Origin of the sequence: Saccharothrix syringae (genome assembly GCF_009498035.1) — a bacterium.
In the GTDB taxonomy this organism is placed as follows: domain Bacteria; phylum Actinomycetota; class Actinomycetes; order Mycobacteriales; family Pseudonocardiaceae; genus Actinosynnema; species Actinosynnema syringae.
Map to the genome: position 1 here is coordinate 3,696,758 of NZ_CP034550.1, position 20,245 is coordinate 3,717,002.

Below are 20,245 nucleotides of genomic sequence, written 5' to 3' on the forward strand. Positions count from 1 at the left end.
CGAAGCCTTTGTGCTCCCAGCCGAACACCCACCGGGTGTGGCGGGTCCGCGATCAGTCGTTCCTCCTCGGTGCCGGTGCCGGTGCCCTCGACGGTGGGCCGGTCACCCGGTGGCCGGCCGGGCCGGGTCGGGCGGGAGGGCGGCCAGTTGGTCCCGCACCGCCGCGACGTCCTGGGAATCCAGGTGCCGCAGCATGGTGAGCGCGCGGTGCAGGGTGGCACGCGCCTCGGTGCCCCGGCCGAGTGCCTGGTAGGCGGCGGCCATGTGGCGGAGCGTGGTGACCTGGGTGAAGTGGTTGCCCCGCTGCTCGCACAGCGCCAGCGCCCGCCGGTAGTGCTCCAGCGCCAGCTCGGGCCGCCCGGTGCCCGCGTGGGCGCGGCCCAGGCACTCCAGGACGTGGGCGTGGCCGTCGGGGTCGGTGCCCAGCGCCTCGAACAGGCGCAGCGCCTCCAGGCAGTGGGGCAGGGCCTCGTGGTGCTCGTCGAACTCCAGGTGGCACCAGCCGATGTTGTTCAGCGCCTTGGCCTGCCAATTGCGGTAGCCGCCCCGGGCGGCCAGGGCCAGCGCCGCGTGCGTGTCGTCCAGCGCCTGCGCGCGGTCGCGGACGAGGACGCCGAGGTAGCCCAGCGCGTAGCGGGTGTGGGCACGCCCGTGGTCGTCGTCGAGCTGGTCGAACAGGCGCAGGGCGTGCGCCAGGTGCTCGCGCGCCGGGGCGAGCCGCTTCCGCCGGATCAGCGCCCGCGCCAGGAGCCGGTGGGCCATCGCGAGCGAGGGCGGGTCGCCCCACCGCAGCGCCGCGTCGAGCGCCCGGTGGGCGGTGTCGGCGAAGTCCTGCCAGTGCCCGCGCCGGTCGAGGTAGGTGGCCATGGCGCGGGCCAGTCGGCAGGTGTGCCGGTCGGCGCCCGCGGCGGCGCTCTGCGCGACCACGGCGACCAGCACGGCGTGCTCGTCGGTGAACCACGCCAGCGCCTGCTGCCGGGTGCCGATGTCCGGCACGGTCACCCCGGCTCGCGGCGGCGTGGCGGGGAGCGGCTCCCACGGCGGGCCGATGTGGCCGTCCGCGGTGGTGGCGGTGTGCAGGTAGTGGTCGAACAGCCGGTGCGCGGCGGCCTCGCGGACCTCGGCGGGCTCCTGGGCGTCACACCGCTCGCGGGCGTAGATGCGCAGCAGGTCGTGCACGCGGTACCGGCCGAGCCGGTTCGGCTCCACCAGGTGCGCGCGCGTCAGCTCGCGGGTCAGGTCTCGCGCCCGGTCGACGTCGACGCCGAGCAGGGAGGCCAGCGCGACCGGGGACAGGTCGGGACCCGGGTGCAGGCCGATCAACCGGAACAGGGCCGCCGCCGGTGCGCTGAGCGCGTCGTAGGACCACGAGAACACCGCTTTCACCGCCAGCCCGGGTTCGCCGCTGTCCAGCGCGTCGAGGCGGTCGCGCCGGTCGCGCAGCTCCGCGGCGAGCGCGCTCGGCGACAGGTGCGGTTCACCGACCAGGCGGGCCGCGACCAGGGACAGCGCCAACGGCAGGTGGTCGCACAGGCGCACCAGTTCGTCGACGGCTCCCCGGTCCGCGGCGATGCGCCCGGCACCCACCGTCGCGGTCAGCAGCTCGCGCGACTCGTCCTCGGTGAGCACGGTCAACGTCACCGTGTGGGCCCCGTACCGGGCGACCAGGTTGTCCAACCGGTAACGGCTGGTGACCACCACCCGGCAGCTCGGGCTGCCCGGCAGCAGGGGCTCCACCTGCCTGCTGTCGCGCGCGTTGTCCAGCACGATCAGCACCCGGCGCCCGGCCATCAGGCTGCGGTACAGGGCGACCTGCCGGTCGAGGTCGACGGGCCAGACCGCGCCGGGCACGCCCAGCGCGTCGAGGAACCCCCGGATCGCCTCACCGGGTTGCACCGGGACGCCCACCGCGTCGAACCCGCGCAGGTCCACGTAGAGCTGCCCGTCGGGGAACCGCTCGGCGCTGCGGTGCGCCCACTGCACCACCAGCGACGACTTGCCGACCCCGGCCATGCCGTCGATGACCGAGATCCCGACGGCGTGGCCCTGCGCGGGCACCGAGTCGAGCGCGGCCAGGTGCGTCACCCGCCCCGCGAAACCGGTCCTCGCGGGTGGCAGCTGGTGCGGGGCGATGACCGGGGGAGGGGGCTGGTGCACCCGCACGTCGCCGGCGATCGAATGGGCCTGGACCACCGCGCCGAAGACCCCGCCGACCACACCGTTGCCGGGTAAGGCGTCACCCACGACCGACCACCTCTCCCGGCCGCGCGGCCGGGACGGGGCGAATGCCCGGCCCGCGCAGCGGCACGGGCCGACGTGATCCGCGGCGGACGGCGTCCCGCCCGCGTCCGGCTCGCGGTGGACGACCCGCGGGCCCCGTCACCCGCGCGGACGGGGTTCGCGGCGCCCGCGACGCGCGCTTGGCCGCGGGAATCAGCCCGCGGTCGGCGGCTCGCCGGTCGTGCGGCGGGGCGGGGTCGTGCCGTGGCGCCGCGTGGTGGGCAGCGGGGCGAGGCGTTGTGGGCGGTCGGGCCGCGATCGCCACGACGCCGGTGCCACCGGCCGCTCCCGGGCGCCCGGCCGGTCCGGGTGGCCTCACCGGTCCACCGCCCGGCGCGCGGCCAGTCGCAGGGTGATCGCGAGCCTGGGTGCGGCGATCAGGACGATGCTGAGCAGTTCGACCCACCGGTGGACCGGGGGCGTTCCGTCGGCGCGCAGGTCCAGCATCCAGGCCGCCCACTCCTCCCGGTACTCCTCCTCGGCGTCGGCGGGCAGCAGGCGGCTCGCGCCCGTGACGATGCGGGCCGCGACACCCTCCGCGCCGCGCGAGCGCGACTGGACCACGACCGAGGCGGCGACCGCGGCAACACCGCCGGCGGCGACCACGGTGCCCTTGCCCACGAAGGCGGCGTTGACGGCAGCGGCGGCGGGCCTTTCGCGGCTGTCTCGTCGCGCGTTGCATGACATGGTCGCGACTCCGGCTAGTGTCCTGGTTGGGAACGCAACGTCGGAAGGCCGTCGGTGGTCGTGGCCTCGGCCCGCATGACGGCCCGGTAGGCGTGGGCGGCTCCGCTGTCGGTGAACCGGTAGTAACGGCGCCGGGGTCTGCCCTGGTCCTCGTGGTCCGCGGGGTCTTCCCAGGAGCTCGTGATCAGCCCGGCCCGCTGGAGGCGGTTCAGGATCGGGTGCAGGGTGCCGGTCTTCAGCCCGCTCCGGCGGGCGATGTCGAGCCCGTAGCGCGGTGTCGCCGGGTCCTCCAGCAGCACGCGCAGCACCGCGATCGTCTGTGGTGTCATCCGTGGGCCGGCCATGACGCTCACTCTACCTAGCTAGACTTGTGATCGCTATCTAGGTAGAGGAGCTTCCGGTCGGCGGTTGTGGCACGACCGGGTCCGGTCGCCGCACTCGTCCCGGTGGTGGTTCCGCGGGGAGCGGGCCCGCCTTCGGCGTGCCGGCAGCGGTGGAACGGGCACGCGCCCACCGCGGACCCGGGCCGCGGCGCCCGTCGGTCGGGCGCCGTCGCACCGGTTCGGCGGGGGCCGGTCAGCCCGGCTGCCGGGTCGACATGACGACCAGCTGCTTGAGGTTGACGTGCTCGGGGCGGCTGGCCGCGTAGGCGACCAGGTCGGCCACGTCGGCCGGCACCAGGCACGGCACGTGGGCGGCCAGCGCCTCGGCGGGCACGTCCGGGTTGCCGGTGTACTCGCTGAGCATTTCCGTGGCGACCAGGCCGGGCTCGACCGTCGTCACCCGCACGCCCAGCGGCCCCAGCTCGGCGCGCAACCCGGCGGACAGGTGCGACACGGCGGCCTTGGTGGCGGTGTAGACGCCGAAGCCGGGGTACACCGAGTGCGCGCCCGCGGAGGAGATGTTCACCAGGTCGGCGACGCCGTCGGCGCCCGCGGCGACCAGGTCGGCGGTGAACGCGCGGGTCGCGTTCAGCACGCCCTTGAGGTTGGTGTCGACCATGCGGTCCCAGTCGCGCGGGTCGCCCTCGGCGAAGGCGCCCTGCACCAGCACGCCCGCGTTGTTCACCACCAGGTCCACCCGGCCCAGTCCGGCGTGCACCGCGTCGACCGCCCCGGACAGGTCGGCGGTCACGTCGGCCGGCACGGCCAGCGCCCGGCCGCCCTCGGCGGTGATCCTCCCGGCCAGGTCGGAGATCCGCTCCTCCCGCCGCGCCAGCAGGGCGACCCGGGCGCCCGAGCGGGCCAGGACGAGGGCGGTCTCGGCGCCGATCCCGCTGGCGGCACCCGTCACCACGGCGGTGCGGCCGGTCAAGTCGTGAGTCATGGGGTGAATTCGAGCACGGCCGGGTGAACGGCGGTCCCCCGGTGGGGCGAACGCGTGGATCGGGGCGCAGCGGTTCCGGTCAGGTCGTGCGGTGCAGCAGGGCGCGCACGCCCTCGGCGTCGAGCGGGTCGCCGAAGTAGGGCCCCTGGGCCGCGGTGATGCCCAGGCGGGTCAGCTCCAGGGCCTCGGCCTCGGTGCGGACGTCCTGCGCGAACAGGCCGCCGTCGAGGTTGCGCACCGCCCAGGACAGCATGCCGGTGACCGCCGAGCGGACGAGCGGGTCGGCGGTGTCGTCGAGCCCGTGGACGACGGAGCCGTCCACCTTGAGGCCGCTGACCGGCACGCCGAGGGCGTCGAAGCGACCGCCCCCGTGCTGCTCGCGCAGGACCGACACCCCGTCGGCGGCCAGCACGTCCAGTTCGTCGGCCTGGTCGGCGTCCAGCGACAGCAGCACGTCGTCCTCGACGATCAGCCACAGCCGGTCGGCGGGCAGGTCCGCGTCGGCCAGGTGGCGGCGGACGGTGGCGACCAGCTCGGGCTCGCGGCACTGGTGCGCGGTGAGCCGCACGGCCACCGGCGGCGTGCGGTCGCCGAACTCCGCCCGCCACCGGCCCGCGTGCGCGCAGGCGTCGGCCAGCACCTTGCGCCCGAGGCGGACCGCGTTCCCGGTCGCCACCGCCGACTCCAGGACGTTCTGCTGCGGCAGCGGCCCGCGCTCGGGGTGGTCCCAGCGCAGCACCGCCTCCAGCCCGACCACGTCCCGGTCCGGCAGGGAGAACAGGGGCGTGTAGCGGGTGTCGACCTCGCCGTTCTCCAGGGCGCCCGCGACCGAGGCGGCCAGGGTGAAGCGCCGCCGCTCCCCGGCGTCGCGCCGGTGGTCGTAGAGCGTCCAGCGGGCGCGGCCGTCCTGCCTGCTCCAGCGCGCCGCCACCTCGGCGGTGCGCATCAGGTCCGCGGCGGTGCGGCCCCGGGTCCGCTGCACGCTGATGCCGGCGCTGATCGCCACGCCGACGCCCACGCCGTCCAGGTAGACGGGCTCGGCCAGCGAGGCGTCCACCTCCTCCACGATCCCCACCAGGACGAGGGTGTCGGCCGGGTCGTCCACGAGCACGGTGAACTCGTCGTGGCCGGTGCGGGCGACCCGGCCGCGGGGCGCGCAGATCTCCAGCAGCCGCGCGGCCAGCGACCTCAGCAGCCGGTCGCCCGCGTCGTGCCCGAGCGCCTCGTTGACCACGTGGAAGCCGTCGACGTCGAGGTGCACCAGGCCGGCCACGTCGGGGCAGCGCTCCAACCAGCGCAGGAACTGGACCCGGTTGGGCAGCCCGGTGACGAGGTCGTTGAGGCTCTGCCGGATCAGCGCGCCGCGCAGCGCCGTGGTCTCCCCGGCGTCCACCACCACGACGGCCCGCCGACCGCCGCCCAACGGCGCCACGTCGAGCACCACGGCCGCGCCGTCGCCGTCCGGCGACGCCACCCGCGCCTCCACCCGCAGGCGCCCGGCGCCCAGGTCGCCGTCGGCGGCGAACACCTCGGTCACGTGCACCCCGGTCAGGGCCTCCACCGGCCGACCGGTCAGGTCGCCCAGGGCGGCGTTCGCGTCGAGCACGGCACCGCCCGGGTCGAGGACGGCGAAGCCCAGCGACGTGCGGTCGAAGAAGGCCCGGACGGCACCCGTCCCGTCGTTCGCGCCGGGGTCGGGTGCCTCGTGCAGGCGGGTGTTGTCGCGCATGGGTCTCGCTCCGGTCCGGCCGACGATCAGCGCAGCCGAACCTAGGTGCGTACCACCGACCCCGCACAACAGGATGGGCGGCGACCCGGACGAAGGAGGAGGATTCACTCGACCGGCTCAACCACGCGGTCCCGTGGCACGCCACCGGCCACCGGGACGCGACCGCTTTCGCGGCGCCGGCCGCCTCCCGCGCGCGTTCCCGATCCGGCGGATCCCCACCGCGGGGTAAACAGATCGTCCCCGGGCGGAGTCCTCAGTGGTGATGGCTGACTACGAGAACTTCGTCCGGGCGCTGCTGCCGAGACTGCTGCGCTACGCGACGATGCTCACCGGCGAGCGCGAGCTGGCCGGTGATCTGGTGCAGGACGTGCTGGTCAAGCTCCACCGCAGGTGGTCCCGGATCAGCAGCGCGGACAACCCGGAGCGCTACGTGGTCCGGATGGTCACCAACGGCTACCTGTCCTGGCGGCGCAGCAGGGCGGCGCGCCTGATCGCCGTCGGTGACGTCCCGGACGGGGCACGGCCGGACGACTTCGCCACCGACCACGCGTTGCGCGAGGACATGTGGCAGCGGCTGGCGCGGTTGCCGCGGCGCCAGCGGGCCGTGCTGGTCCTGCGGTACTACGAGCAGTGGGACGACTCCGAGATCGCCGACCTGCTCGGCTGTGCCCGCGCCACCGTGCGCGCCCACGCCCACCGGGCGCTGACGACATTGCGAAAGGACATTGCCGTGGATCACCTGGCCGAGACCGGGGGGAGCCGATGAACGGGGAGCCGACGAACGTCGAGAAGCTGGTCAGGGACGCGCTCACCGCGCACGAGCACGTGGCGCCCGACGGTGACGAGGTGTTCGCCGCCGCGCGGGCCCGCATCGACCGGAGGCGCACCGCGCTGAACCGACCGCTCGCGGTCGCCGCCGGGGTGGCCGCGCTGACCCTCGCCGCGGGCACCGTCGCGGTGCTGAACCGGCCCGGTCCCGCGGACGGGGTCGCCGCGCCCGCCGACCAGGTCCGGACCACCGCCCCGGCGAGCAGCGCACCGGCCGGGCCGGTCGTCCCCGACCTGGCGATGCCCTTCTCCCTCGGCTGGCTGCCGCCGGGTTCGGTCGACTACCTGGCGAGGCGCATCAACATCGGGAGCGCCGCGGAAGCACCGGACACACCGCTGTACGGCGGTGAGTACATGCTCACCGTCACGGCCGGCGGGCAGGTCCTCCTCATCGACGTCCAGCAGTTCCGGATGGTCTCGGTGGACGAGGCGGCGTTCAAGTCCGGGCCGGGCCGTCCCGTCACCGTCAACGGGCAGCGCGCCGTCGAGAGCGCGAACCCCGGCGGTCCGGGCGGCTACGAGCTGTACGTGGCGCACCCCGACGGCGGGTCGGTGTACGTGAACGTGGCCAACGAGCCCGGCGGCACGGTGCCCGCGGAGCAGTTGGTCGAGGTCGGCCGGCGGGTCGCGCGGGAGATCGGCTTCCCGGGCACGACGACCGTCACCCCGGCGTTCGGGTTGCGCGACCTGCCGGGCGACCTGCGGGTGTGCGCCTTCAACGTCGGGCGGTCGCCCTCGTCGCGGCCGGGCCAGAGCACCAGCTACTCGCTGGGCACCTGCGCCACCATGCCGCCGATCACCGTCGGCACCGCCGACCCGGAGACGGTGACCGGCACCCCGGGCGAGCCCGTGCAGGGCCGTGAGACGCGCTACGCCGACGAGGGCGGCTACCACCGGCTGTGGGTCCTCGACGCGGTCGACGGCGCCCCGGTCCACCTCGCCGGCCGCGTGCCGCCGGCCGAGCTGCGCGACCTCGCCGACCGGCTCGTCCTGCCCGGCTGAGCGGGGACGGGACCGGCCGGAGTCCTCGCCGGCCGGTCCCGTCCTCTGTGGACCGGCCCGCCGGGTGGTGACCCGCCGGCGGAGAACGCCCCGTCGCCCTGAGGCGGCGGGGCGTTCGGCGTCCTCGGCCGCGGCTCGGCACGGGGGACCGCCGCGCCCGCCGACGGAGATGATCTCCGCACTTTTGCGGTCCGGGTTCGTAACGGTGTGGTGTCGGCCGTATCGCCCTGCGCCTCCCGGGCGATGAGCACGGTGGTCTGTTCGGTGGTGAGGAAGGGGGGGCGGTTGTGGCGGACAACGACGCTGCGCCGGATCCGCGGGACAAGAGGGTCGATCGGGCGGTACGGCTCTTCCGGTTCCTGGCGCGGGGTCAACAGCTCAAGTCGAACCCGCCCCGCACCACCGACAGCTACGACTCGGTGCTGTGGTTCGCGCAGCTGCCCGAGCACCCCGCCATCCGGGCCGCGCACCGCGAGGACGCCCCCGAGCCCGGCGCCGCCCTGCTCGCGGTCGAGCGGGTCGCGCACCAGGAGCCGCCCGAGCCCGGAGCCGAGCTGAAGCCCTGGCTGGACGGCGGGTGGGACGACCCGGGCACGCCGCCGCGCCTGCGGGAGTCGATCGGCGAGGGGGAGCGGCGCACCGCGCTCGACGACGTGCCGGAGGTCCGCGACGCCCACGTCGAGTGGGAGGCCCGCTGGTCGGCGTGGGCCGAGCGCGAGCGGACCGACCAGCCGGCGCGGGACGTCTACAACGAGCTGTTCTCGGCCTACGTGACCGCGGCCGGGCACGCCGAGGAACTGGAGCTCGTGGTCGGCGTCGGCTGCCTGTCGTGGGCGCCGCCCGGCCACCACGTCGTCCGGCGGCACCTCGTCACCGTGCCCGCCGTGGTCCACTTCGACGACGGCACCGGGCGGCTGGCGCTCCGGCAGACCGAGGCCGCGGACGGCTTGACCGTCGAGCTGGACATGCTCGACCCCGGCCGCGTGGCCAACCCGCAGCACGTCGCGCAGATCAGGGACGAGGCCCGCGAGGCCACCGCCGCCGTCCTGGACCGCGAGGTGGTGGGCGGCGTCCTGCGCCGGCTGGTGCACGCCCTCGACGGCGACGCCGCCTACCTCGACGAGGACGACCCGCAGAAGCCCGGCGCGCACGCCGTGGCCGCGTTCGCCCCCGCCCTCGTCCTGCGCAGGCGTTCCCGGCAGGGGATCGTCGACATCCTCGACTCGGTCGCCGGGCAGATCGAGGAGTCCGGGGGCGTCCCGGACGGGCTGCTCCCGCTCGTCGACCCGGACCACCGGCCGGTCGCGGAGCGCTCGCCCGAGCCCGGCGCCCTGGTCGAGCTCGACGCGGACCCCTTCCTGCCGCTGCCGGTCAACGACCGCCAGCTGCGCGTGCTCACCCAGGTCGACGCCAAGGCCCAGACCCTCGTCCAGGGTCCGCCCGGGACGGGCAAGACCCACACCGTCGCCGCGCTGCTGTCCCACCTGCTCGCGCAGGGCAAGCGGGTGCTCGTCACCGCGCAGACCGACCGCGCCCTGAAGGAGGTGCGGGCGAAGCTGCCCGAGGCCATCGCGCCGCTGGCCGTCTCGGTCGTCGGCTCCTCGCGCTCGGACCTCGCGGACCTCAAGGTCGCCGTGGAGCGGATCAGCCACGTGGCCGGCGAGTACGACGCGGAGGCCGCGCGCCGGGCCGTCGAAGACCACCTCGTCGCGATCGAAGACCTCCGCCGGCGTCGGGCCGGCCTGTACCGGCGCCTGCTCGACGCGCGGGGCGAGGAGGTGGCCGGGCACGAGGTCGGCGACTACCGCGGCACCCTCGCCGCCATCGCGCGGCGCGTGGAGGCGGAGCGGGAGCGGTTCGGCTGGGTGGCCGACCTGGTCGCCGTGAACGGTGTCGGCCCGTCGCCGGTCCCGGCGCGCGACATCGTCGAGTGGCACCGGGCCGTCCTGGACGACGCCCTGAACGCCGACGAGCCCGAGTCGCGGCTCAAGCTGCTCCCGCCCGCCGACGTGCCGACCCCCGAGGAGTTCTTCGCGCTGGTGACCGCGGAGCGGCAGGCCATCGCGGCCGAGGAGGGGCACGGCAGCCTCACGCGGCACACCGCGTTCGACGCCGTCCGCCGCCTCGACCAGCGCACCCGGACCGTGCTGCGGCAGCGGCTCAACGGGTTCGCGCGGGAGGCCGAGGACCTGTCGCGGCGGCGCGAGGAGTGGATGGACGACGCGCTGTCCGACGTGCTCGCCGGTCGCGCGAACCACTGGCGGTCGCGCGGCAACCAGGTCGCCCAGCTCGTCGGGCGCGTCAGCCCCCTCGTCGACCGGCTCGGCCCGCTCACCGAGGTGCGCGTCGGCACCGCCGACACGGGCGCGCTCGTGGCCCTGGCCGGGGTGCTCCGCGCGCACGTCGGCGACGGCGGCAAGCTCAAGACCAACCCGGACGGCTCGCCCAGGACCGGTGCGTTCGCCCCCAGGGCCGTCAAGCAGGCCCAGCCCCTGTTCCAGGCGGTGCGGGTCAACGGCCTCCCGCCCACCACCGCCGACCAGCTCGACGCGTTCCTGGTGTGGGCCGAGGCCACCAGGGCGCTGGACGCGCTGGACCGGGCGTGGCCCGACTCCGTGCGCATCCCCGCCGAGGACACGCTGAGCGAACGGCTCCAGTGGCACGTGACCGAACTGGCGCAGCTGCGCCGCGTGCTGGCGCTCGGCGAAGCCCTCGAAACGGAGGAGCGCGGCCTGGCCGGGCTCGGCCTGCCGCGCCCGAACTGGACCGACCTCGACGCCGTCCAGACCTACGCCCGGCTCGTCGACGCCGCCGCCGCCTCGGACGCGCGCACCGCCGCCACCGTGCCGCTGCTGGAGGTCGTGCGGACCGCCGCCGAGGTGGCGCGGTGGGCGGACGCCGCGCCGTGCGTGAAGCACCTGGAGCGGGCCGCCGAGGAGCGCGACCACGAGACCTACGCGGTCGCGCACCACCGGCTGGTGCGGCTGGCCGAGGTCGTCGGGCTGGTGCGCCGCCGGGACGGGATCGCGGCGGCCCTCGCCCGGCTGCTGCCGGGTGTGCACGAGGCGGTGTCGGCGGACCCGCGCGACCCCGCCTGGGCGGAGCGGCTGGCCGACTGGGACGCGGCGTGGGCGTGGGCGGTGGCCCGGGCGTGGGTGCTCGGGCGCGGCACCGAGGACGTCAACGCCCTCCAGGCCGAGGTGCTGCACGTCGAGGAGCAGGTGCGCGGCCGGGTCGAGCGGCTGGCCGCCGAGCGGGCGTGGGGGCACGCGGTGTCGCCGGAGCGGCTGTCCGGCAAGGCCCGCGCCGACCTGCTCCAGTACGCCCAGCTGGTCAAGCTGCTCGGCAAGGGCACCGGCGCCTACGCCCACCAGCGCCGGGCCGACATCAAGGCGGCCATGGACCGCTGCCGCCCGGCCGTGCCGGTGTGGATCATGCCCGTCTACCGGATCGCCGAGCAGTTCCGCGTCCGGCCGGACATGTTCGACGTCGTGGTCGTCGACGAGGCGTCCCAGGCGGGCCTGGAGGCGACGTTCCTGCAGTACCTCGCGCCCAAGATCGTGGTCATCGGCGACGACAAGCAGGTCTCGCCCACGGCCGTGGGCACCGACCAGCAGCAGTTGCGCGACCTCGCCGAGCAGTACCTGTGGGACGACCCGTACCGGGCGTCGTGGCAGGACCCCAAGCGGAGCCTGTTCGACGAGGCGAAGATGCGCTTCGAGGGCATGACCACGCTCGTCGAGCACCGGCGCTGCGTGCCCGAGATCATCGGCTTCTCCAACCGGATCGCCTACGAGCCCGACGGCATCCGGCTGGTGCCCGTGCGCCAGTACGGCGCGGACCGCCTGGAACCGGTCAAGCCGGTGTTCCTCGCCGACGGCTACGAGCGCGGCGTGACCGACAAGGTCAACCCGGTCGAGGCGGACGCCGTCGTCGACCAGGTCGAGAAGTGCATCGCCGACCCGCGGTACGACGGGATGACGTTCGGCGTCGTCTCGCTGCTCGGCCGCGCCCAGGCGAAGCGGATCGAGAAGCGGCTGCTGGAGCGCATCCCGCCGGAGGAGTGGAAGGCGCGCGACCTGCGGTGCGGCGACTCGGCGGACTTCCAGGGCTCCGAGCGCGACGTGGTGTTCCTGTCGATGGTCAAGGCCGCGGAGCCCGGCAAGCGGATCGGCTCGCTGACCCAGGACCTGTACGTCCAGCGCTTCAACGTCGCCGCGTCGCGGGCCAAGGACCAGATGTGGGTGTTCCACTCGCTGCGCCTGTCCGACCTCGGCAACCCCGAGGACATGCGGTTCCAGCTGCTGGACTACTGCTACGCGGTGGCCGGGCGCGCGGACGGCGTGGACGGGGCGGGGCGTTCGGTCGTGCCCGAGGACCGGCGGGTGGAGCCGTTCGACTCGCTGTTCGAGCAGCGGGTGTTCAACCGGCTCGTCGACCGCGGCTACAGCGTCGTCCCCCAGTTCCCGGCCGAGGGCTACCGGATCGACCTGGTGGTCGTGGGCGCCCGGGCCAGGCTGGCGGTCGAGTGCGACGGTGACGCCTGGCACGGGCCCGAGGCGTACGAGCGCGACCTGGCCCGGCAGCGCGACCTGGAGCGGTGCGGGTGGCGGTTCTTCCGCATCCGCGAGTCGGAGTTCTACGCCGACCGGCCGGCGGTGCTGGCCCGGTTGTGGGAGGCGTTGCACGAGCTGGACGTCCACCCGTCGGGGTGGACGTCCGAGGGGGACGAACCGGTGGCCGCGGCACCTCTCCCGCGGGTGGCGGTCGAACCCGGGCCGGTTGTCGTCGAGCCGGTTGTCGTTGAGCCGGTCATCGCCGAGCCGGTCGTTCCGGAGCGGTTCGTGCGCGCACCGGTCGCGGTCGAGCCGGTCGCGGTGCCGGCACCCGCCGCGGCCGGGGGACCGGCGGAGTCCGTGCTCGCCGCGTACGCGCAGTTCACCGGAACCGTGGTCCAGGTCGCCGAGGCATCGCGGCGGGACCTGCTCGACGGCCTGGTGCGCATCGTCGAGGCGGAGGGACCGGTGCTGGGCGGGCGGCTGCACACCGCCTACGTCCGGGCTTCGGGTGCCATCAGGGTCACCAAGCTGGTCGCGGGCGAGCTGAACAAGGCGATCGCCCAGGCGGTGCGCGAGGGACGGCTCGTCGAGGACGACCCGCTCGGCGAGGGCGGCGTCAAACCGCGCACGTACCGGCTGCCCGGCCAACCGGAGGTCCGGATGCGCCACCTGGGACCGCGCTCCCTGGACGAGGTGCCCCCGGCGGAGCTGGCCGCGCTGCTCGACCACGTCGCCGAGCGGGACGGGAACCCCGGCGGGGAGGCGTTGCAGCGCGCCGTGCTGGAACTGCTCGGCCTGAAGCGGCTCACCGACAACGTCAAGAACCGCTTCGCCGCCGTCCGCGCCCTCATGTCCTGACGGCACGGCTCACCACCCCCGGGCGTGACCGCCCGGGGGTGGTGACCGATCCCGGGGACCGGGCGTGAGGGCTGTCGTCAGGCGTGGATGACCGGCACCTCCAGCGCCCGCACCGTCGGGTCGTCCTCGCCCGCGTCGGTGATCACCCCGGCGACCTCGGCCGGCGGCAGCACGGCGAACCGGGAGGCCGCGCCGATCTTCTCCGAACTCGCCAGCACGTAGGTGTCGGCGGCCTGGTGGGCCAGGGCGCGCTTCATCGCGGCCTCGTCGGCGTCGCCGGTGGTCAGCCCCGCCTCGGGGTGGACGCCGGTCACGCCGAGGAGGAAGAGGTCGGCGTGCACGGCGCGCGCGGCTTCCGCGGCGGCGGCGCCGCAGGCGACCATCGAGTGCTTGAACAGGCGTCCGCCGATCAGGTAGACCTCCACGTCCCGGTGGTCGGCCAGCGCGCTCGCCACGGTCGGGCTGTGCGTCACGACGGTGGCCCGCAGGTCGACGGGCAGCGCGCGGACGACGGCCAGCGCGGTGGTGCCGCCGTCGAGGATCGTGGTGCTGCCCGGTTCGACCAGCCTGGCCGCGGCGGCCGCCACCCGCTGCTTGCCGGTCACCGAGACGTCCTGCCGCGCGGCGTAGTCGACGATCGCGGGCGACGCCGGCAGCGCACCGCCGTACACGCGCTGGCACAGGCCCGCCGCCGCCAGTTCGCGCAGGTCGCGGCGGATGCTGTCCTCGGACATGCCCAGCTCGGCGGCCAGGTCCTTGGCGATGATCCGGCCGTCCGTGCGCAGGCGTTCGAGCAGCAGGTCACGGCGTTGAGCGGCCAGCATGCACGTTCCTCCTTGTTTCTTCCGACTCTTGCACAGTATGGTCGACGCCATGATGATCCTGATCGCCGGCCCCTACCGCTCGGGCACCGGGGACGACCCGGAACTGATGGCCCGCAACCTGGCCCGGCTGGAGGAGGCGGCGTGGCCGGTCTTCCGCAGCGGGCACGTGCCCGTGATCGGGGAGTGGATCGCGCTGCCCGTGCTGCGCGGCGCGGGCGGCACGGGACCGACCGACCCGGTCGCCGAGGGGATCATGTACCCCACCGCGCAACGCCTGCTGGAGCACTGCGACGCGGTGCTCCGCCTGCCGGGTCGGTCCACCGGGGCCGACCAGGACGTGCGGATCGCGGAGGAACGCGGCCTGCCGGTGTACCACCGGGTCGAGGACATCCCCGGTTACCGACCGGCCTAGAAGGCGACCGGCAGCCCACCGGGGGTGCGGACCAGGTGCAGCCGCAGACCCCGGAACCATCGGGAGTGGGAGGCGCGGTAGCCGCACTCGGCCCCCACCCGGCCAGGGTGACCAGCTCCGCGTCGGTCAACAGGGGCTGGAGACCGACCTCCGGGCGCCACGGCGCCAGGTGCGGCGCGTCCTTCAGCAGGTCGCCGGTCCTGACGCAGAGTGCGGTCGCGAGGGTGTCCACGTCGGTCGTCACAACCCGTACATCGACACCCTCGCCCCACGTCTCCAGGCGCCTACCCCTCGGACTCGCTCATCCGGGGCACGACCGGTGGCCGGCCACCGCGAACCTCGTCACCACTCGTCGGAGGTGACGATCGCCTTCATCTGGTCGAGGGTCAGCGGCGGTTGCGGCGCGTAGATCTCACCGCCGGGCGAGTTGACCACAGCGCCCATGGGGTCCTCCTGGTTGCCGACGTGCAGGAGGACCGTCGTCCCGTCGGGCCGCTCGAGGCACGCCAGGTACGACACCGCGCCGGCATCCGGCCGCGCGGTCCCGGTCGCCAGCCGGGAGCCGTCGGGCAGCGTGCTGACATCGCAGTCCTGCGTGCGGGAAAGGCGGCACCACTCGGTGGGCTCGGCACCGCCGGGGTGGATCGTCAGGGAGAAGCTCCCGGTCACGCCCGCGGAGGTCAGGGTCCCGCCGATCAGCGCACTGCTGTCCGGGTCCCCCGGCTGCGGTGTCAAGACCGTGACCGTCTCCGGTTGCGGGTTGTTCGACGGGGAAGCCCCCGGCACGGTGATCTTCGTGGTCGCCTCGAACGTCGCGGTGCTGCCGAGCACCGCCCTGAACCGGGCGATCAGGTCGTCCGGCGAGGCGGGGACCGGGCTGCGCGTCGCGGTCGTGGGCGGTGCGGTCGACGAGGTGGCCTGCGGGTCGGCGGCGTGCGTGCCGGGGTCGCCCGGCACCAGCCACACCGCACCCGCGACCAGGCCCGCCACCGCGACGACGGTGGCCGCGACGGGTACCAGCCGCCCGGTCCGGCGCGGCCGCGCGACCGGGGCCGTGCTCACGGCCGCGGCGTCGGCGCGCCGCTCCAGCTCGGCGAAGGCATCGTGGAGGGTTCGCAGGTCACTCATGAGGTCTCCTGGAAGTCGGGGACGCCGGCGGTGAGGTCGATGCGCAGGGCGTTGAGCGCCCGGTGGACCTGGCTGCGCACGGTCGGTTCCCGGCACCCCAGCTGCGCGGCGATCTCCTTGTCGGACAGCCCCGCGTAGTAGCGCAGGACCACGGCCGCGCGCTGCTTCCGGGGCAGGCCGGCGAGGCGGCGGATCATCGCGTCCCGCTCGGCCCGCTCGTCCGCGCCGTCGGAGACCACCACCGGCCCGACCTCGGCGCGCGGGGACGTGCGGGTCAGCCTCCTGCGCCAGGACAGGTACTCGTTGACGACCATCCGCCGCACGTAGGCGTTCGGCTCGGCCATCCCCGAGATCCGCTCCCAGTGCTCGAACGCCCGGCCCAGCACGTCGCTCACCAGGTCCTCGGCCAGCCACGTCCGGCAGGTCAGGACCGTGGCGAACCGCATCAGCGCGGGACGCTGCCTTGCCACGTACTCGGCAAACTCCATCGGCCACTCCCGATCGTCGACCTCGATTCCGCACCCCTAATGCGGGAGTGACCCCTTTCGTTGCATCCGGGTCCCGCCACGGCTGCCGAGAACGTCGCCAACGGCCGGTCGATCAGGCCGGGCGCACCGCTCGGGCACCCCGGATCGCGGTCACCAGGCCGGTCACCAGGTCCGCCCGTTCGACCATGCTGCCCACCAGCAGGTACTCGTGGTCGGCGTGCGCGCCGCCGCCGACGGCGCCGAGGCCGTCCAGGGTCGGCACGCCCAGCGCGGCCGTGAAGTTGCCGTCGCTGCCGCCCCCGACCGCCACGCCCGCCACGCCGGGCAGCAGCCGGCTCGCGATCGCGAACAGCCCCGCCGTGGCGGACTCGGGCATCGGTGGCCGGCCCACGCCGCCCCGCACCTCGATCCCGGCGCCCTCGACGTGCGGGGTCAGGGCCGCGAACGCGGCTTCGACCCGGTCCTGCTCCGCGATCGTCTCGACCCGGACGTCGACCACGACCGAGGCCCGCGCGGGCACGACGTTGCCCTGCGTGCCGGCCGCCGCGACGGTCGGGGTGACCGTGGTGCCCGCCCCGGGACGGCTCAGCGCCTCGATCCGGAGCACCTGGTGGGCGGCTTCGACCAGGGCGTTGACCCCGGCTTCGGGTTCCAGACCGGCGTGCGAGGCCCGGCCGGTGATCAGCACCTCGAACGTGCCGCACCCCTTGCGGCCGGTCTTCAGCCCACCGCCGTCGGCCGCGCCCTCGCACACCAGCACCGCCCCGCACGCCAGCGCGCGCTCCTCGACGAGGGCCCGCGAGGTGGGGGAGCCGTTCTCCTCGTCGCAGGTCACCAGGACCTCGACCCCGGTCAGGTCGTCCAGCGCGGCCAGGCCGTGGACCGCCTGCACCAGGCCGCCGAGCATGTCGAAGACGCCGGGGCCGGTCACCCGCCCGTCCTCGACCGCGAACGGGCGGCGCGCCAGGGTGCCGAGCGGGAACACCGTGTCGTGGTGCCCGAGGACCAGCACCCGCGGCTCGCCGCCACCCGACCAGTGGACGTGCGGGCCCGCCGGCCCCTCGACGAGCGCGGCCCGGCCGCCGAGGCGCCTTTCGAGGACACCGACGACCGCGGCGGCCGACGCCGCCAACGCGACCGGGTCACCCGAGGGGGACTCGACCTCGACGAGGGTCCTGAGGTCGTCGAGCATCGCGTCGACGGAAACCGGAACGGCCTGGTGCGTGACCACGGTGCGACGATAGCCCGCGGTGCGGCGCCCCCGGCCCGTCCGGGGTCAGGCCGTGCAGGGGACGTCCTTGAGGGTGACGCCGGAGACGGTGACGCCGGTCGGGGTGGCGTTGCTCCCGTTGAACACGATGTTGGCGCGTCGGCCGACGGCCAGGTTCGGGAGCCAGTCGGGGGCGGTGACGTGGATGTGGCCGCTGCGGGTGAGGAACCGGCCGCCCGAGGTGGTCTGGATGAGGACGCCGGTGGGCAGGTCGAACTCGACCCACCAGCCGTTCGCCGGGTCCGGGCCGGTGTTCGTCACGGTCAGCGTGGCCGAGAAGCCGCCGGCGAAGTTGGCGGCGGTGTAGTCGAAGTGGCAGTCGGCCTGCGCGGGGGCCGGGGCGGCGTCGGCGCCGGTGGTCAGGGCGAGCACGCCGGCCACGGCGGGCAGGAGGGCGGACAGGGCGCGCTTGAGCTGCATGTTCTCCTCCAGGGCGGGTTCTTCGGCGTGGTGGGGCCGGAACCCGGGCCGTGCCGGGGTGTCCCGCTCCCGCACCGATCGTCGTGCGGGAGGGCGGCGCACCCCAGGGCCACTACCCGCTCTCTCGTGGTGCACCACTTCGCCGGGGGCCCTCAGCGCCGATCCGGCAGCACGTCGTCGAGGGCTCCCGCGGGGAGGACCCGGGACGAGTTGTGCTCGCGGACGATCCGCCAGCCGCCCGGGGTGCGGCGCCAGACCAGCGAGGTCGTGGTGCGGATGTCCGTGGCGCCGTCCGGCGTGGTGACCCGCGCCACGAACACCAGGGTGGAGGCGGCCAGGTCGTGGCAGGCGATGACGTGCGGACCGTCGTCCACGGCGTGGTGCGCGGAGACCATCCCGCGGAACGCGGGCTCCCAGATCGCGCCGTACCCGGCGGCGGTCGTCGCCACCCGCTGCTCGGGGTCGAAGTCGTCGTAGAGGCGGACGTCGGGGGAGTCGGAGTCGTAGAACCCGCCGAAGGTGCGCTGGAAGTCGAACGGTGCGTCGCCCTCGTCGCGCTCCCAGCCGAACACCCACCGGTGGTGCAGGTCCGCGATCAGTTGTTCGTCGTTCACGGCTTCGACGCTAGGGCCGCGCGCGGCGCCCCGGGAGGGTGCGTCACACCCTCCCGGCGGGCACGACCGGCGAGGCGGGCAGGTCGGCGGCCACCGTGCCCAGCAGCGCGAGGGCCTGCTCGGAGGTGCTGCCCGGCTCCGCCTGGTACACGACGAGCTGCTGGTCCGTCGCGCTGTCGACGGTGAACGAGTCGTAGGTCAGGGTCAGCGCGCCGACCTGGTGGTGGGTGAAGGACTTGGCCTCGTGGGCCTTGCCCCGCACGTCGTGCCGCGCCCACAGCTCGCGGAACTCCCGGCTCTTCGGGGACAGCTCGCCGACCAGGTCGGTGAGCCGGGGGTCGTCGACCAGGTCACCGCTGTTGGCGCGCAGGGCCGCGAGCCCGGACCGGGCCACCCGCTCCCAGTCGGGGTAGAGGTCCCGGGCGGTCGGGTGCAGGAAGGTGAACCGGACCAGGTTGGTCTCGCCCCGGTCCAGCATCGCGGCGAACAGGGCGCGCCCGAGGCGGTTGCCGGCCAGCACGTCCAGCCGGCGGTCGAGGACCAGCGCGGGCGTGTGCAGCCAGCCGTCCACCAGGCGCAGCAGGCCCGGGTCGACCCGCGTGCCGCCCCGCCGCACGGGGCCGTGGGCCGTGCGGGCCAACCGGTGCAGGTGCGCCGCCTCCTCGGGGTCCAGCCCGAGGGCGCGGGCCAGGGCGTGCACCACCTGCGCGGAGGGGCGCTGCTCCCGCCCCTGTTCCAGCCGGGCGTAGTAGTCCGTGCTGACCCCGGACAGCTGGGCGACCTCCTCCCGCCGCAGGCCCGGCGTCCGGCGCCGGCCCGACCGGGGCAGCCCGGCGCGGGCCGGGTCCGTCGTCTCTCGTCGGGCGCGGAGGAATTCGCCCAGCGGGTTGCCACCGTCCACACCACGACGGTAAGCGCGCGCGTGGTCGGTTGCCTGGACGTGCCACACCCCGGATAACGCCGCCCTGGTCGGTCCCCGGCGGGCCGGACACGATCGGTCCCATGAGCGATCCGAACAACTCCTCACCCGCTCTCCTCGCCGGCCGGGTCGCCGTGGTCACCGGGGCGAGCGCCGGGATCGGCGCCGCGACCGCGCGCCGCTTCGCCGCCGCCGGGGCGGCCGTCGCCCTGCTCGGCCGGCGGGCCGAACTGCTCGACGACCTCGCCGCGAGCCTGCGGGCGCAGGGCGCCGCGGGCGTCCTGCCGGTCGCGGTCGACGTGACGGACCCGGTCGCGCTGACCGCCGCCGCGGAGGCGGTCCGGGGCGAGCTGGGCCGGCCCGACCTGGTCGTCGCCAACGCGGGGGTCATGCTCGGTGCGCCGTTCGACGAGGCGGACGCGGCCGAGTGGGACCGGATGATCGACGTGAACGTGCGGGGCCTGCTGGCGACCGGTCGGGCCTTCATCGGCGACCTGCTCGACGCGGCCGGGGCCGGGCGGCCCGCGGACCTGGTGCACCTCGGCTCGATCGCGGCGGAGGTCGTCTTCGCCGACTACCCGGTCTACGGCGCGACCAAGGCGGCGGTCACCCAGCTGACCCGCAACCTGCGCGCCTCGCTCGGGCCCCGCGGCGTGCGGGTGCGGTCCGTCGACCCGGCGTTCGCGGTCACGGAACTCGGCACCGACATGGCCCACGAGGCCACCCGGGCCGGGCTGGCGGAGATGCGGTCGGCCATCACGACCATCACCGCGGAGGACGTGGCCGAGGCAATCGCGTTCTCGGTGGCGGTGCCGGCCCGGGTCAACATCGCCGCGCTGACCGTCGTGCCCACCCAGCTCGGCTGACCGACGCGGTCCCCGTCGTTCGGGTGCGATCGGTA

Annotated in this window: 17 protein-coding genes and 1 pseudogene; 5 read left to right on the plus strand and 13 right to left on the minus strand. The window is 75.1% G+C overall.

Features of this window, described 5'->3' with window-relative positions; all coding sequences use genetic code 11:
- Nucleotides 1–102 precede the first annotated feature (102 nt).
- The 5 genes from EKG83_RS16440 to EKG83_RS16460 form a co-directional block, all read right to left on the minus strand.
- On the minus strand, nt 103–2,244 hold the full coding sequence (locus tag EKG83_RS16440; protein WP_051765695.1) for an ATP-binding protein: 2,142 nt from the start codon (nt 2,242–2,244) through the stop codon (nt 103–105).
- Nucleotides 2,245–2,595: 351 nt separating this feature from the next.
- The gene (locus tag EKG83_RS16445) at nt 2,596–2,901 is read right to left on the minus strand and encodes a hypothetical protein (protein ID WP_033430982.1); all 306 of its coding nucleotides are present in this window, start codon (nt 2,899–2,901) and stop codon (nt 2,596–2,598) included.
- A gap of 80 nt (nt 2,902–2,981) precedes the next feature.
- Complete coding sequence (locus EKG83_RS16450) at nt 2,982–3,311, minus strand: PadR family transcriptional regulator (protein WP_228122639.1); 330 nt, start codon at nt 3,309–3,311, stop codon at nt 2,982–2,984.
- Nucleotides 3,312–3,543: 232 nt separating this feature from the next.
- Complete coding sequence (locus EKG83_RS16455) at nt 3,544–4,293, minus strand: SDR family oxidoreductase (RefSeq protein WP_033430980.1); 750 nt, start codon at nt 4,291–4,293, stop codon at nt 3,544–3,546.
- Between the two features lie 79 nt (nt 4,294–4,372).
- Nucleotides 4,373–6,022: an EAL domain-containing protein gene (locus EKG83_RS16460; protein WP_033430979.1), complete on the minus strand. Its 1,650-nt coding sequence runs from the start codon at nt 6,020–6,022 to the stop codon at nt 4,373–4,375.
- A gap of 262 nt (nt 6,023–6,284) precedes the next feature.
- Here EKG83_RS16460 and EKG83_RS16465 point away from each other — a divergent pair, with 262 nt between their 5' ends.
- From EKG83_RS16465 to EKG83_RS16475, 3 genes are all read left to right on the plus strand, one after another.
- Nucleotides 6,285–6,788 (plus strand): SigE family RNA polymerase sigma factor, encoded by a 504-nt coding sequence (locus EKG83_RS16465; protein ID WP_033431059.1) that lies wholly within the window; start codon nt 6,285–6,287, stop codon nt 6,786–6,788.
- Entirely contained in the window at nt 6,785–7,852 is a 1,068-nt protein-coding gene (locus tag EKG83_RS16470) for a hypothetical protein (RefSeq protein WP_033430978.1), read from the plus strand. The genes EKG83_RS16465 and EKG83_RS16470 overlap by 4 nt, the downstream gene beginning before the upstream one ends.
- A 287-nt stretch (nt 7,853–8,139) precedes the next feature.
- On the plus strand, nt 8,140–13,269 hold the full coding sequence (locus tag EKG83_RS16475) for an AAA domain-containing protein (protein WP_051765693.1): 5,130 nt from the start codon (nt 8,140–8,142) through the stop codon (nt 13,267–13,269).
- A 77-nt stretch (nt 13,270–13,346) separates the two neighbouring features.
- Here the strand turns inward: EKG83_RS16475 and EKG83_RS16480 are convergent, their stop codons facing one another.
- Entirely contained in the window at nt 13,347–14,093 is a 747-nt protein-coding gene (locus EKG83_RS16480; protein ID WP_033430977.1) for a DeoR/GlpR family DNA-binding transcription regulator, read from the minus strand.
- 49 nt (nt 14,094–14,142) lie between these two features.
- Here EKG83_RS16480 and EKG83_RS16485 point away from each other — a divergent pair, with 49 nt between their 5' ends.
- Nucleotides 14,143–14,505: a DUF4406 domain-containing protein gene (locus tag EKG83_RS16485; protein ID WP_228122640.1), complete on the plus strand. Its 363-nt coding sequence runs from the start codon at nt 14,143–14,145 to the stop codon at nt 14,503–14,505.
- On the opposite strand, the pseudogene EKG83_RS49985 reads toward EKG83_RS16485, so the two are convergent.
- From EKG83_RS49985 to EKG83_RS16520, 7 genes and pseudogenes are all read right to left on the minus strand, one after another.
- Nucleotides 14,505–14,749 (minus strand): annotated as a pseudogene (locus tag EKG83_RS49985) (hypothetical protein); the annotation flags it as partial. The gene EKG83_RS16485 and the pseudogene EKG83_RS49985 sit on opposite strands and share 1 nt — an antisense overlap.
- A 98-nt stretch (nt 14,750–14,847) precedes the next feature.
- Complete coding sequence (locus EKG83_RS16495; RefSeq protein ID WP_033430976.1) at nt 14,848–15,633, minus strand: hypothetical protein; 786 nt, start codon at nt 15,631–15,633, stop codon at nt 14,848–14,850.
- On the minus strand, nt 15,630–16,121 hold the full coding sequence (locus EKG83_RS16500; protein ID WP_033430975.1) for a SigE family RNA polymerase sigma factor: 492 nt from the start codon (nt 16,119–16,121) through the stop codon (nt 15,630–15,632). Before EKG83_RS16500 ends, EKG83_RS16495 begins: the two co-directional genes overlap by 4 nt.
- 112 nt (nt 16,122–16,233) lie before the next feature.
- Nucleotides 16,234–17,313 carry a M20 family metallopeptidase gene (locus tag EKG83_RS16505; protein WP_051765691.1) on the minus strand — a complete coding sequence of 360 codons (1,080 nt, stop codon included), beginning with the start codon at nt 17,311–17,313 and terminating at the stop codon, nt 16,234–16,236.
- An 84-nt stretch (nt 17,314–17,397) separates the two neighbouring features.
- Nucleotides 17,398–17,886 carry a cellulose binding domain-containing protein gene (locus tag EKG83_RS16510; RefSeq protein WP_033430973.1) on the minus strand — a complete coding sequence of 163 codons (489 nt, stop codon included), beginning with the start codon at nt 17,884–17,886 and terminating at the stop codon, nt 17,398–17,400.
- Between the two features lie 77 nt (nt 17,887–17,963).
- The gene (locus tag EKG83_RS16515) at nt 17,964–18,425 is read right to left on the minus strand and encodes a YybH family protein (protein ID WP_051765689.1); all 462 of its coding nucleotides are present in this window, start codon (nt 18,423–18,425) and stop codon (nt 17,964–17,966) included.
- A gap of 43 nt (nt 18,426–18,468) precedes the next feature.
- The gene (locus EKG83_RS16520) at nt 18,469–19,326 is read right to left on the minus strand and encodes a helix-turn-helix transcriptional regulator (protein WP_033430972.1); all 858 of its coding nucleotides are present in this window, start codon (nt 19,324–19,326) and stop codon (nt 18,469–18,471) included.
- 101 nt (nt 19,327–19,427) lie between these two features.
- On the opposite strand from EKG83_RS16520, the gene EKG83_RS16525 reads away from it, so the two are divergent.
- The gene (locus tag EKG83_RS16525) at nt 19,428–20,210 is read left to right on the plus strand and encodes an SDR family oxidoreductase (protein ID WP_033430971.1); all 783 of its coding nucleotides are present in this window, start codon (nt 19,428–19,430) and stop codon (nt 20,208–20,210) included.
- Nucleotides 20,211–20,245: the final 35 nt, after the last annotated feature.

Excerpts from the sequence above, each read along its gene's own strand:
- EKG83_RS16450 (WP_228122639.1), bottom strand. The coding sequence starts at position 3,311 with ATGGCCGGCCCACGGATGACACCACAGACGATCGCGGTGCTGCGCGTG.
- EKG83_RS16455 (WP_033430980.1), bottom strand. The coding sequence starts at position 4,293 with ATGACTCACGACTTGACCGGCCGCACCGCCGTGGTGACGGGTGCCGCC.
- EKG83_RS16460 (WP_033430979.1), bottom strand. The coding sequence starts at position 6,022 with ATGCGCGACAACACCCGCCTGCACGAGGCACCCGACCCCGGCGCGAAC.
- EKG83_RS16465 (WP_033431059.1), top strand. The coding sequence starts at position 6,285 with ATGGCTGACTACGAGAACTTCGTCCGGGCGCTGCTGCCGAGACTGCTG.
- EKG83_RS16470 (WP_033430978.1), top strand. The coding sequence starts at position 6,785 with ATGAACGGGGAGCCGACGAACGTCGAGAAGCTGGTCAGGGACGCGCTC.
- EKG83_RS16480 (WP_033430977.1), bottom strand. The coding sequence starts at position 14,093 with ATGCTGGCCGCTCAACGCCGTGACCTGCTGCTCGAACGCCTGCGCACG.
- EKG83_RS16485 (WP_228122640.1), top strand. The coding sequence starts at position 14,143 with ATGATGATCCTGATCGCCGGCCCCTACCGCTCGGGCACCGGGGACGAC.
- EKG83_RS16495 (WP_033430976.1), bottom strand. The coding sequence starts at position 15,633 with ATGAGTGACCTGCGAACCCTCCACGATGCCTTCGCCGAGCTGGAGCGG.
- EKG83_RS16500 (WP_033430975.1), bottom strand. The coding sequence starts at position 16,121 with ATGGAGTTTGCCGAGTACGTGGCAAGGCAGCGTCCCGCGCTGATGCGG.
- EKG83_RS16505 (WP_051765691.1), bottom strand. The coding sequence starts at position 17,313 with ATGCTCGACGACCTCAGGACCCTCGTCGAGGTCGAGTCCCCCTCGGGT.
- EKG83_RS16525 (WP_033430971.1), top strand. The coding sequence starts at position 19,428 with ATGAGCGATCCGAACAACTCCTCACCCGCTCTCCTCGCCGGCCGGGTC.